Genomic DNA, 11849 nt, shown 5'->3' on the forward strand with positions numbered 1-11849 from the left:
CCGGGACCGGCAGGTCCCGGCCCTTCTTGCTGCTGGCCGGCGGGCGCGCCCGCGGCGGAGGCAGGCGAATGGGCCGGGGCGGCGAGCCGACCCGGAGGATGCAGCACCGAGCGATGGATCAGCCTCGGGCGGCGCCCGGACGGGCGCGCGGGCGCCGCCGTCAGTCGGCGGGCGTGGCGATGGCCCGCGGCTCGAGATAGGCGAGCCGCGCCGCGAGATCCTCCTCGCGGCAGGCCATCACGCTGCAGAGGCCGACCCGCTCGGCGCCAATGCCGGCGGCGCAGGCGGGATCGATGGCGATGACGAGGTCGCCCGCCCTCTCCGGCGGCAGCGCCAGCACGGCGATGATCCGCCCGCCGCCGGGGATCTCGAGGCGCTGCGTCACGGGCGCCGCGCCATCCTCCCGCCCGGCCCGCAGCAGGAGGAGGATCGGCTCCGCCGGCGCCTGGATCTCGAGATGGACCCGCAGCGCCGCGCCCGCCGCCTCGGCCGGCAGGGGCAGCCGCAGCCGGCTCTCGCCGGGCCGCGCCCAGCATCCCCAGCCTTCCAGGGCCGACCAGCCCTCGCCCTCGCGCATCGCATCGGCAAGCGCCATGGCGCGCAGCGGCGCGCTGCCCGGCAGCAGCGCGAGACGGTGCGACGCCCCGAGGGGCGGGGCGATGCGCGCGAGCGGCGGCGGCAGCGGCGGCGCTTCGCCGAGGGCGCTCTCCCGGCTGATCCGCGCCGCGATCTCCGCCCATCGGCGGGGCCGGAACTGCGCCGCCACGCGCTGCTCCAGCGCGGCGCGATGCGCCGCATCGGTGCTGAGGCGCCAGACCTGCTCGACCAGATCGGGCTCGCTGTTCGGCGCGAAGAAGACCGCGCCCGCCGCGCCCGACTCCCGCAGGCCGGAATGCTCCGGCACCAGCGCCACCTTGCCATGCGCCAGGCTCTCGGTGACCGGCAGCCCCCAGCCCTCGTAGAAGCTGTTGTAGAGGGTGAAGAGGCAGCCGCGGTAGAGCGCCGCCAGCACCGTGTCCGGGATGTCGTGCAGCAGGTGTACCTTGGCGCGCAGGATGTCGGAGCGGGCCTGCAGCCGCAGCGCCTCCTCCGCCAGCCAGCCTCGCTTGCCGACGCAGACCAGGTCCGGCACGCGCTCCGCACCATGCCGGCGCACCAGGCTCAGCCAGGCCTGGAAGACCAGCAGGTGGTTCTTCCGCGATTCGATGGTGCCGACGAAGAGGATGAAGGGCCGGCCATCGGCGAGCCGCGACGGCAACGCGCCGGGCTCGACTGCATCCGGCGCGGCATCCAGCGGCACGACGCTGCTCGGGATCTCGAGTCCCGGCAGCAGCGCCCGCTGCAGCCGCCGGAAGTCGGCCGCGGTGCAGGCTGAGTTGACCAGCACGCGATCGGCATGCAGGCAGAGGCCGGCGAACCAGCGCGCGAATTCCTCGATCAGCCCCTCGGCGCAGTGCTCCGGCACGATCAGCGGGATGCAGTCGTGCAGGAAGGGGATGTAGCGGATGCCGAAGCGCGCCTTCGCCTGCCGTACCCGCGACAGGTAGTCCGGCAGCCACCAGGAGGTGCCGAGATTGACGAGCGCCGCCCCGGGGGCGAAGTCGAGCACCGTGCCGCCCTGGACTGCCTGCTGCGTCGCGGCGACCACCGCCTCCCAGGCGGGATCGGCGGTGTCGATGCCGGTCGCGGATAGGCGCGCCAGCTCGAGGAAGAGCGCCGCCGGCACCAGGCGCCAGGCCCCGGCCGCGGGATCGAAGGCGCAGACCAGCGCCGGCGCCGCCTCGCCCTGCAGGGCCTCGCGGATGACGTTGAGCTGCACCCGCTGGATGCCCGTCGGGGCGCGGTTGTGGCGCACATAGTCGAGCAGGTCGGAGGCATCGAAGAGGAGCGCATCGGCGCCGACACGACTGCTCGCCGCCGGTCCGGCGGTGACCGGGCTGGCTGGCGGCATCGCCACGGAGTCCGGTCCGGTCGGCGCGTCGTCGACGGGCGCGCCGAACAATTCGTGCCGGGCGCCGGGATTGCCGGGGTCGAGGCTGAGCGCGCGGGCATAGGCATCGGTCGCCTCCTCCTGCCGCCCCAGCAGCTTCAGCGCATGGCCGAGCTGCAGCTGGATGTCGCTGTCCTGCGGCAGCAGCTTCTCCGCCGCGCGGTAGCAGACCAGCGCCCCGCGCGGATCGCCGAGCTCCTTCAGGCAATGCCCGTACTGGACCATGATCGGCGCGTCGTCGCGACATACGGCGAGATAGGCGCCATAGGCTTCCGCGGCATCGGCCCAGGCACGTGCGTCGCGCAGCCGGTCGCCCTTCTCCCGCATGGCATCAAGCCCGGACCGCGCCTCGCCCCCGGACCGCACTTCGTCCAAGACTGCATCCTGCAGCGGCATGTCCATTTCTGAATCCTAATGATGCCGGCACCGCGGCGGAAAATGGCGCCGTTGGGCAGTGGACGCGCGGTTCCGCTTACCTCTTCATGAATGCGACCCTCTCGCGCCGCAATCGCAACAACGCGATGACACCGCCTCACCGATTAACCGCGCGATAACCATTCCCCGGCATCGCACTGCATGCCGCTTCCAGGGATCGGGTGCAGCGGGCGCCGGCCGGCGCCGGCATCCCATGTCGGATCGGCGATGGCGAGCGATGGAGATCGAATATGACGCGTCCCGCCCGGGTATTCCTGGATGGCTACAATCTCGCGCTCAGCCAGGGCACGGGCGTCGCGACCTATGCGCGCAACCTGAGCTTCGCCCTCGGCCGCCTCGGTCATGAGGTCGGCGTGCTCTACGGCACCCGCGCCGCGCCCTCCACCGCCGAGCTGATCCGCGAGATCGCCTTCTTCGACGAGCGCGTCGGCGCCCCGCCGAAATGGCTCGTCGCCCTGCGCCGCACGCGCCGCCTGCTGCGCGCGCCATTCGGCGAGCTCGGCGTGCCGGTGCCGATCACCGGGAGGGTGGTGTCGACCACCTTCCGCGATCGCCTGCCGCATTTCGACGAGATCTGGAACACCCAGGACCTGTTCCAGCAATCCTTCATGCATCAACGCATCTTTGGCACCCGCCTCGCCGTCGACATCCCGGCGACGCCGCAGCTGATGCACTGGACCTATCCGCTGGCGCTGCGGGCGCGCGGCGCGCGCAACATCTACACCATGCACGACCTGGTGCCGCTGCGGCTGCCCTACACCACCCTCGACAACAAGCGCCGCTACTTCCGCCTCAACCGCATGCTCGGCAAGGTCGCGGACCACATCGTCACCGTCTCCGAGGCCTCGAAGCGGGACATCGTCTCCCTCCTCGGCGTGCCCGAGGAGCGAGTCACCAACACCTATCAGGCGGTCGACATCCCGCGTCGGCTGCGCGACCTGCCGATGGAGCAGGTCCAGGCCGAGATCAGCGGCAGCTTCGGCCTGGAGGCGGGAAAATACTGGCTGTTCTTTGGCGCCATCGAGCCGAAGAAGAATGTCGGCCGGCTGATCCAGGCCTATCTCGCCAGCAATGTCGAGGGGCCGCTCGTGATCGTCGGCAAGAAGGCTTGGAAGTCGGAGGAGGAGCTGCGGCTGCTGCACGACGACCATGTGCGCTACCTCGTGCAGGAAGGCTCCGTCCTGCGCACGCGGCACCGTGTCATGCTGCTCGACTACGCGCCCTTCCGCCTGCTGGTGAACCTGATCCGCGGCGCGCGGGCGGTGCTCTTCCCCTCGCTCTACGAGGGCTTCGGCCTGCCGGCGCTGGAATCCATGCTGCTGGGCACGCCGGTGATCACCTCCAACACCGCCTCCATGCCGGAAGTGGTGGGCGATGCGGCGCTGAAGGTCGATCCCTACGACATCTCCGACCTGGTGCAGGCGATCCGGGCGATCGACCGCGACCCGGCGCTGCGCGCCCGCCTCGCCGATGCCGGTCCGCGCCAGGCGACGCAGTTCAGCCCGGAGCGCTATGCGGCGCGGCTCGAGGCGCTCTATGCCCGGCTCGGCGTGCCGGCCGGGACCGCGCAGGCCGGCGGCGCGCCGGAGATGCGCATGGCCGCGGAGTAGCGCAGAGCCCGACCGGACGAGGAGACTCCGGGACGACGGACCGGAGCCCGCATGGGGAACGACAGCGTGGACAGCGCCACCGACAGCCGGCATTTCGCCGCCACCGAGCTGCTCGGCGGCGAGGACCACGACTTCGTCGTCAACCTCTACCTCGCCCTTCTCGGCCGCTGGCCGGATGCCGTCGGCTACCGGCACTACCGGGACGCCATTGCCGGCCAGCCGGAGCGGCGGCTCGCCATGCTGCGCGAGATGGCGAGCTCGGCCGAGGCGGGCCGCTACGGGACGCGGATCGGCTTCGAGGACGCCCCGCCCCTGCCGCCGGGGCCGCATCGGGTCCTCGCCCTCTCCCTGTCGCTGCGCACCGAATGGCTGCAGCGTGAAGTGGCCCGGCTGCAAGAGGCGACGGGGCTGCTCACCGGGGCCGGCCCGGCCGGTGCGCTGATCGAGGCGCGCGACGCGGCGCTGCATTTCGAGATCAACGCCTTGCGGCGCGAGGTGACGGAGCGCCTCGACGGGTTGCTAGGACCGGCCCCGGGGGAGGCCGCGGCGGGGCGCGACGCGGCGGTGGAGGCGCTGGCGCGGCTGGTCGCCGACCATGCCGGCACGCTGGTCGCGGCGGCGGAGGCAAAATTCGAGGCCCGGCTCCGGAGCCTGGAGGCGCGGCTCCTGGCCCTCGAAGCCCGGCCCGCCGCGTGAGCCGGGCGGGGGCGCCGCTGTCGGATCCCAACCCCGACGGGGCGGAGCGCGGGCTGGTCGTCTTCACCCCCCTGCCGCCGGCGCGCTCGGGAGTCGCCAGCTATGCCGCGGAGCTGCTGCCGGCCCTCGCCCGCGACAGGCCGGTGGTCGCGGTGGTGGCGCAGCACCAGGGCGTCGAGCCGCTGCCCGGGGTGGAGGTGCTCCCTCTCCTTGCCTATCGGCAACGGCCGGCGCTGCATGGCTGGCCGCATCTGCATCAGGTCGGCAACAGCCTCGACCATGCGCATGCCTACGCCGCCGCGCTGTCCCGGCCCGGCATCGTCACCCTGCACGACCCGGTGCTGCACCATCTGGTGGAGGCGCTGACCCTCGCCCGCGGCAATGCCGCCGCCTACGAGGCCGCGCTCGTCGCCGAGCATGGCGAGGCCGGGCGGCGCATCGCCCGGCAGCGCGCCGCCGGGCTCTTCGACCCGATGCTCCGCTTCCTGCTGCCGATGCACCGGCAGGTGCTGCGCCGGGCCCGGGGCGTCATCCTGCACAGCCGCTTCGCCGCCGGGCGGGTGCAGCGGCCGGATGGTCCGCCGCTGCGCATCGTGCCGCACCACCTCTCGCCGGACGTGGCCAGGCTGGATGGGCTGGGGCAGGCAGAGGCGCGGGCACGGCTCGCCCTGCCGGCGGCGGCGCCGATCCTGCTCTCCCTCGGCCATGCGACGCCGGCCAAGCGGATCGACCTCGTGCTCGAGGCGGTCGCGCGGCTCGCGGCGGAGATCCCTGACCTGCTCTACGTGATCGCCGGCGCCCCCGATCCGGCGCTGGACCTCGCCGGGCTGCTGGACCGGCTCGGGCTGCGGGACCGCGTCCGGGTGACCGGCTGGCTGTCGGATGCCGACTTCCTCTGGCAGGCCCGGGCCGCCGACCTGCTCGTCAATCTCCGCCATCCCCAGGCCGGGGAGAGCTCCGGGGCGCTCGTCCGTGCCTTCGGCATGGGATTGCCGGCGGTGGTCGATGCCGTCGGGCCGGCGGCGGAGATGCCGGAGGGCACGGTGGCGCGGCTGGCGCCGGGGCCGGAGGCGGCGCCCCGTCTCGCGGCGCTGCTCGCCGCACTGCTGCGGGACCCGCCGCGGCGGGCGGCGCAGGGCGCGGCGGCGAGGGAGCATCTTCGCCGCCATTGCAACCTTGAGGCCTCGGCCCGGGCCTATCGCGCGGCCATCGCCGCCTGGGGTTGAGCGGCGTCCCTTCGCTGGCACCGAAGTGCCCGCTCCGGGATTTCGCAACTATCGCGTGACCGTGACGTGTTTCTCCACCCATGGTTGTTTAGACCTTGCGAAGTATCGGGGGACCCCGGCCCGCCAGGCCAAGACCACCGAATGGAAGGGAAGATCGCATGGGCAGTCACGGCGATGGTATCCGCGTGCTCCTGGCCGAGGACGAACCCCTGGCCGCGCTGGTGGTGGGCGAGGCGCTCGCCGAGATGGGCCATGACGTCATGCACGCGGAGGATGGCGCGGCGGCGCTCGACATCGCGGCGACCTGCCCCTTCGATCTGCTGGTGACGGATCTCGCCATGCCGCGCGTCTCGGGGCTCGAGCTGATCCCGCGCCTGCGGGCGGAGCAGCCCGGCCTCCCGGTGCTGGTGATGACCGGCTACCTGCCGCCGGCCGGGGCGCGGCTGCTCGCCGAGGCCGGGCCGGCAGCGACCGCGCTGCTCCTCAAGCCCTTCGACCTCCGCCAGCTCACCGCGGCGCTGGCACGGATCACGCCGCCCGTCCTCTCCGGCGGCAGCGGGCGGCCCGCCCCGGCGGCCATGCCCTGCTGAGCGGCATGACGCCCGGCCTCACCGGCTCTCAGTCCGCGAGGAAGGCGCTGATCTGTGCCGCGACCGGCGCCATGGCGACGACGCCGTTGAGATGTCCGAGCGGCCCCGTCACCTCGGCGGTCTGCACCTGCTTGCCGGCGCTGCGCAGCGCCGCGATGAACTCCTCGACTCCGGACTGCAGGAAGACGCGGTCGGTCGGGCTGGAGACCACGAGCCAGCGCGGCGCCGCGCCGGCGACCGCCGCGGCCAGGCTGGGATAGTCGTTCAGGAAGAGCTGGTTGGCGCGGACCATGTAGATGAAGGCATTGGCATCCGAGGTCCGCGCCCGGGCCATCGCCGCATCGTCGAGCCATTTCTCGATGGCGAAGCGGTCCCCGATCCGGCGCGCCGGATCCTGGCCCTCGGGCAGCTGGCGGTCGAACTGCCGGGCCCAGACCCGGTCGCGCGCCTGCAGCGTGACGAGCTTCCAGGCCTCGGCCAGGCCGCGCAGCGGCGGCTCGCGCCCCTGGCCGTAATAATCGCCTTCGCGCCAGTTCGGGTCGAGCCGGATCGGGCTCTCCCAGAGATCGAGCCAACCCTGCAGCCAGGCATCGATCTCGGCGGCGATGACCGGCATCGTCCGGACGACGAAATCCGGATAGGCCGCGGCCCATTCGATGGCCTGCAGGCCGCCATTGGAGGGGCCCGCCACCAGGGCCAGGCGTTTGACGCCGAGCCCGTCGAGCAGCCGCTTCTGCACCTCGACGAAGTCGCGCATGGCGATGACGGGAAAGCCCATGCCCCAGGGGCGGCCGGTATCGGGATTGATGCTCGCCGGCCCGGTCGTCACCGTATTGGCGTCGGGCACGTTAACGTTCACCAGCGTATCGGCCGAGACGACGAAGAACCGGCCCGTGTCGATCGCCTTGCCGGGGCCGATGATCGCATCCCAGTAGCCGGCGGGGCCGCCGGGCTGGAGCCGGCCGAAGGCATGGCTGTTGCCGCTGAAGAAGTGGCAGATGAGGACGGCGTTGTCCCCCGCGGCAGTGAGCTCGCCCATGGTCTGGTAGCCGATGCGCACCTTCGGGATTGTCGCGCCGCCGCGGGTCTGAAAATTGCTCGCTTCGAAGACGCGCTTCTCCACCACCCCCTGCGCCTGCGCGGCCGGCGCCGCCAGCATGCCGGCCACGCCCGCCGCGGCCCCTGCCGCGGTCAGGAGGCCCCGCCGTCGGATCATGCCCCTGCTCTCCCCTGTCCCGCGGCACATGGTGGGAGGCAATCATGGCGGCAGCAAGACCGCGGCCCGATCCCCGACCGTCCCGCAACGCCGCGAAGCGGCTTTGTGGGGAGTTCTTACCGTTGCGCCCCTGCCGCAGCCCCGCTTAGCCTTGCCTGCCTGCGCCGCGCGATGGCGCGCCGTCCGACCCGACCGGGCCGGCCGACCGCCACCGCGGCGCTCGGCCTCCTCCCGGTGGCTGCGCGGGTCGGCCAGCGCCCGGCCAGGCGCCAGACAAGACAGAGGGGGGTTGCGACTTTGATGACCTTAACGTTGCTGCTGGTGATCGTGCTGGGGGCGACATCCATCGCCTACGGCGTGATCACCGCCAGGCAGGTCATGGCGCTCGACGCCGGCAGTGCCCGGATGCAGGAAATCTCAAGGGCGGTCCAGGAAGGCGCCTCGGCCTATCTCCGGCGGCAATACACCACGATCGGCATCGTCGGCGCGGTGCTCTTCGTGCTCATCATCCTCACGCTCGGCTTCCCGGTGGCGATCGGCTTCCTGATCGGCGCGGTGCTCTCGGGCGCCGCCGGCTTCATCGGCATGAACGTCTCGGTGCGGGCCAATGTGCGCACCGCGCAGGCGAGCACCCAGTCGCTCGCCGCCGGCCTCGACGTGGCCTTCAAGTCCGGCGCCATCACCGGGCTGCTGGTCGCCGGCCTCGCCCTGCTCGGCGTCGCCGTCTACTTCTTCGTGCTGACCGTCATCGCCGGGCTGGCGCCCAACGACCGCACGGTGATCGACGCGCTCGTCGCCCTCGGCTTCGGCGCCTCCCTCATCTCCATCTTCGCCCGGCTCGGCGGCGGCATCTTCACCAAGGGCGCCGATGTCGGCGGCGACATGGTCGGCAAGGTCGAGGCCGGCATCCCTGAGGACGATCCCCGCAACCCGGCCACCATCGCCGACAATGTGGGCGACAATGTCGGCGACTGCGCCGGCATGGCCGCCGACCTGTTCGAGACCTATGCGGTGACCATGGTCGCCACCATGGTGCTCGCGGCCATCGCCTTCCCGGTGGACCGGCTCGCGCTCGGCATGCTCTATCCGCTCTCGATCGGCGCGGTCTGCGTCATCACCTCCATCATCGGCACCTATTTCGTCAAGCTGCCGGCGAACAACTCGATCATGGGGGCGATGTATCGCGGCTTCATCGTCACCGGCGTGCTCTCGCTCGTCGTGCTGCTGCCGCTCACCTACCTGATCTTCGGCAGCGGCCCGATCGCCGCGGGCGGCGTCGTCTTCAGCCCGTTCTCGCTCTTTCTCTGCGGCATCGTCGGCCTGGCGGTGACCGGGCTCATCATCGTGGTGACGGAATACTACACCGGCACCGACTACCGGCCCGTCAAGGCCATCGCCGAGAGTTCGGTGACCGGCCACGGCACCAACGTCATCCGCGGCCTCGCCGTCTCGATGGAGAGCACCGCCGTCCCGGCGCTGATCATCATCGCCGGCGTGCTCGTCACCTACAACCTCGCGGGGCTCTACGGCATCGCCATCGCGGTCACCACGATGCTGGCGCTGGCCGGCGTGGTCGTCGCGCTCGACGCCTTCGGGCCGGTGACGGACAATGCCGGTGGCATCGCCGAGATGGCCGGCCTGCCGAAGGAGATCCGCGTCACCACGGATGCGCTGGATGCCGTCGGCAACACCACCAAGGCGGTGACCAAGGGCTATGCGATCGGCTCGGCGGGCCTCGGCGCGCTGGTGCTCTTCGCCGCCTATACCCAGGACCTCACCTACTTCGCCGCGAACGCCGCGACCTTCCCCTACTTCCAGGGCGTCGGCACGCTGACCTTCAGCCTGTCCAGCCCCTATGTCGTCATGGGGCTGCTCTTCGGCGGCGCCCTGCCCTTCCTCTTCGGGGGCATGGCGATGACCGCCGTCGGCCGCGCGGCGATGAGCGTGGTCGAGGAGGTGCGGCGGCAGTTCCGCGAGAAGCCCGGCATCATGGAGGGCCGCGACCGGCCGGATTACGGCCGCGCCGTCGACATCCTGACCAAGGCGGCGATCCGGGAGATGATCATCCCCTCGCTGCTGCCGGTGCTCTCTCCGCTGGTGGTCTATTTCGGCGTGCAGGCGATCGCCGGCAAGGCGGCGGGCTTCGAGGCGCTGGGCGCCATGCTCATCGGCGTCATCGTCACCGGCTTCTTCGTCGCGGTCTCCATGACCACCGGCGGCGGCGCCTGGGACAACGCCAAGAAGTACATCGAGGAAGGCCATCACGGCGGCAAGGGCTCCGAGGCCCATAAGGCCGCGGTGACCGGCGATACGGTCGGCGATCCCTACAAGGACACGGCCGGGCCGGCGGTGAACCCGATGATCAAGATCACCAACATCGTGGCGCTGCTGCTGCTGGCGATCCTGGCGCATAGCTGAGCGCCGGGGATCCGAACATGGAAAGGGCCGGCGGGGTGACCCGCCGGCCCTTCTCATTTTCATACCAAGGCCCTCAGGCGCCGGGCGCAAACCTTCGGTTTGCCTGGGCCTTCGCCGCGTCGCGCCGTCAGGCGCGCCTCGCGGCGCGGCCGGCGGGCCCCGTTCGGGGCCTCGGACCGGTCGAACGACCGATCTCGTGGCATATCCAGCGGACCGGCCAGGCGACCGGTCCAGCGGCATCACTCGGACGTCGCGCGATCCGGCTGCGGCGGCGGCGCATCAGGCTCGGCATCGCGTTCCGCCTTGCGACGGGCGACCGCCTCCTCGCGCTCGCGCTGCTTCTCGGCCTGCTTGGCCTGCTTGCCGCGATTTATCTCGGCCCGCTGCTGTCCATAATTCGGTCGCCGCGCCACGCTGTTCTCCGATCAGGGTGTCAGGGGAAAAGCGGCGACGGGACCGCCGCGCAGTTGGCTTTCCAGCACCACGCGCTCATGCCCGTCCCGCTGGTGCTTCACCCGATACTCACGGTCGGTATCCGGGCCCGGCAACTGCCGCACGACCGTATAGGGGCCGCGCGGGATGTTGCCGTCGAAGCGATGGGGAACGAATTCGACCAGCTGCCCGACGCTGAAGCGATGCGGTGCGACCATGATCATCCTGCCTTTCGGGCTGCGCAGGGCACGGATGCAGGTCGCCCGGGGCTGCAGCCAGTTCCCCCGGGCGGCGGGCCTTCGGCTCAGTCGAGCTTCAGGTTGCAGGCCGAGAGCTTGCCCTTCTGGCCGCGCTGCACGTCGAAGGAGATGCGCTGGCCGTCATTCAGGCTCTGCAGGCCGGCGCGCTGCACGTCGGAGATGTGGACGAAGACGTCGGCGCTGCCGTCCTCGGGCTGGATGAAGCCATAACCCTTGGTCGCGTTGAACCACTTCACGGTGCCAGTGGACATAGGAAAAATCCATAATGCATGGGTTCCGTCCCGCGAACGCCGCGGGACAGGCCAATCTGCCATGACGGGACGGGAACCAGGCTCGGCGCTCAATGGCATGAGCAAGCGAAACGGGCCGAACCAGACGGGTTGACCGGCGCACCATGCGCCCAATGCGCCGAGAGCACAAGCCATTCGCCCCCAAATAGGGGGAATTTACCCCCTCAGCGGTGGCGCAGGCGCTCGGGTATGGGCAGGCCGAGCCGCGCCGGCACCTGCCAGATCTCGCGCACCGTCCGCAGCCGGGTGAAGCCGGCGGCGAGGTAGTTCGGCAGCGCCCGCGGATGGTCGGCGGTGCAGGTGTTCACCGTGACGCCGCGCGGCGCCTCGGCCCAGGCCGCATCCACCGCGTGCCGCAGGAAGGCGCGGCCAAGCCCATGGCCGATGGCATGTGGCATCAGCCCGAAATAGGCGATGTTGACGACCGGGCGGTTGCGCCGGTCGAGCTCGTAGAAGCCGGCCGGCTCGCCATCCTGGTAGAGGACATGGATGCTGATGGCGGGGTCGCGCAGGATCGCCGCGAGCTCGCCCTCGGACAGCGTTCGGCGCAGCCACCAGCAATAATCCTGGCCGACCGTGTGATAGAGGTAGCGGTAGAAGGCGGTGGTGCAGCGCCGCGCCGGCACGACCGCGGTGCCGGCGGGCAGCGGTCGCGCATGGATCTCCGGCCGGCGGTCCATGCGCAG

11 protein-coding genes are annotated in these 11849 nt (G+C 71.5%); 5 read left to right on the top strand and 6 right to left on the bottom strand.

Features of this window, described 5'->3' with window-relative positions; translation table 11 throughout:
- Nucleotides 1-160: 160 nt before the first annotated feature.
- Nucleotides 161-2356: a glycosyltransferase gene (locus HJG45_RS00745; RefSeq protein WP_368040498.1), complete on the bottom strand. Its 2196-nt coding sequence runs from the start codon at nt 2354-2356 to the stop codon at nt 161-163.
- Between the two features lie 299 nt (nt 2357-2655).
- Here HJG45_RS00745 and HJG45_RS00750 point away from each other — a divergent pair, with 299 nt between their 5' ends.
- From HJG45_RS00750 to HJG45_RS00765, 4 genes are all read left to right on the top strand, one after another.
- Entirely contained in the window at nt 2656-4035 is a 1380-nt protein-coding gene (locus tag HJG45_RS00750) for a glycosyltransferase family 1 protein (protein ID WP_171610172.1), read from the top strand.
- 51 nt (nt 4036-4086) lie between these two features.
- Complete coding sequence (locus HJG45_RS00755; RefSeq protein ID WP_171610173.1) at nt 4087-4731, top strand: DUF4214 domain-containing protein; 645 nt, start codon at nt 4087-4089, stop codon at nt 4729-4731.
- Complete coding sequence (locus HJG45_RS29320; RefSeq protein ID WP_171610174.1) at nt 4728-5957, top strand: glycosyltransferase; 1230 nt, start codon at nt 4728-4730, stop codon at nt 5955-5957. Before HJG45_RS00755 ends, HJG45_RS29320 begins: the two co-directional genes overlap by 4 nt.
- 158 nt (nt 5958-6115) lie before the next feature.
- On the top strand, nt 6116-6547 hold the full coding sequence (locus HJG45_RS00765; RefSeq protein WP_171610175.1) for a response regulator: 432 nt from the start codon (nt 6116-6118) through the stop codon (nt 6545-6547).
- Between the two features lie 28 nt (nt 6548-6575).
- Here HJG45_RS00765 and HJG45_RS00770 read toward each other — a convergent pair whose 3' ends face one another.
- A complete protein-coding gene (locus HJG45_RS00770; RefSeq protein WP_171610176.1) occupies nt 6576-7763 on the bottom strand; it encodes a homoserine O-acetyltransferase in 1188 nt (395 codons plus the stop codon).
- Nucleotides 7764-8063: 300 nt separating this feature from the next.
- Here HJG45_RS00770 and HJG45_RS00775 point away from each other — a divergent pair, with 300 nt between their 5' ends.
- Nucleotides 8064-10181, top strand: a complete 2118-nt coding sequence (locus HJG45_RS00775) for a sodium-translocating pyrophosphatase (protein ID WP_171610177.1) — start codon at nt 8064-8066, stop codon at nt 10179-10181.
- 239 nt (nt 10182-10420) lie between these two features.
- Here the strand turns inward: HJG45_RS00775 and HJG45_RS00780 are convergent, their stop codons facing one another.
- The 4 genes from HJG45_RS00780 to HJG45_RS00795 form a co-directional block, all read right to left on the bottom strand.
- Nucleotides 10421-10594, bottom strand: a complete 174-nt coding sequence (locus tag HJG45_RS00780) for a hypothetical protein (protein WP_171610178.1) — start codon at nt 10592-10594, stop codon at nt 10421-10423.
- Between the two features lie 12 nt (nt 10595-10606).
- Nucleotides 10607-10831 (bottom strand): hypothetical protein, encoded by a 225-nt coding sequence (locus tag HJG45_RS00785; RefSeq protein ID WP_171610179.1) that lies wholly within the window; start codon nt 10829-10831, stop codon nt 10607-10609.
- A gap of 86 nt (nt 10832-10917) precedes the next feature.
- Nucleotides 10918-11124, bottom strand: coding sequence for a cold-shock protein (locus tag HJG45_RS00790; protein ID WP_171610180.1), 207 nt, complete (start codon nt 11122-11124; stop codon nt 10918-10920).
- 203 nt (nt 11125-11327) lie between these two features.
- Nucleotides 11328-11843, bottom strand: a complete 516-nt coding sequence (locus tag HJG45_RS00795) for a GNAT family N-acetyltransferase (protein ID WP_171610641.1) — start codon at nt 11841-11843, stop codon at nt 11328-11330.
- Between the last annotated feature and the right edge of the window lie 6 nt (nt 11844-11849).

This window comes from Roseicella sp. DB1501 (assembly GCF_013112485.1).
GTDB lineage: Bacteria > Pseudomonadota > Alphaproteobacteria > Acetobacterales > Acetobacteraceae > Paracraurococcus.

Excerpts from the sequence above, each read along its gene's own strand:
- HJG45_RS00795 (WP_171610641.1), bottom strand. The coding sequence starts at position 11,843 with ATGGACCGCCGGCCGGAGATCCATGCGCGACCGCTGCCCGCCGGCACC.
- HJG45_RS00765 (WP_171610175.1), top strand. The coding sequence starts at position 6,116 with ATGGGCAGTCACGGCGATGGTATCCGCGTGCTCCTGGCCGAGGACGAA.
- HJG45_RS00755 (WP_171610173.1), top strand. The coding sequence starts at position 4,087 with ATGGGGAACGACAGCGTGGACAGCGCCACCGACAGCCGGCATTTCGCC.
- HJG45_RS00790 (WP_171610180.1), bottom strand. The coding sequence starts at position 11,124 with ATGTCCACTGGCACCGTGAAGTGGTTCAACGCGACCAAGGGTTATGGC.
- HJG45_RS00750 (WP_171610172.1), top strand. The coding sequence starts at position 2,656 with ATGACGCGTCCCGCCCGGGTATTCCTGGATGGCTACAATCTCGCGCTC.
- HJG45_RS00785 (WP_171610179.1), bottom strand. The coding sequence starts at position 10,831 with ATGGTCGCACCGCATCGCTTCAGCGTCGGGCAGCTGGTCGAATTCGTT.
- HJG45_RS00770 (WP_171610176.1), bottom strand. The coding sequence starts at position 7,763 with ATGATCCGACGGCGGGGCCTCCTGACCGCGGCAGGGGCCGCGGCGGGC.
- HJG45_RS00775 (WP_171610177.1), top strand. The coding sequence starts at position 8,064 with ATGACCTTAACGTTGCTGCTGGTGATCGTGCTGGGGGCGACATCCATC.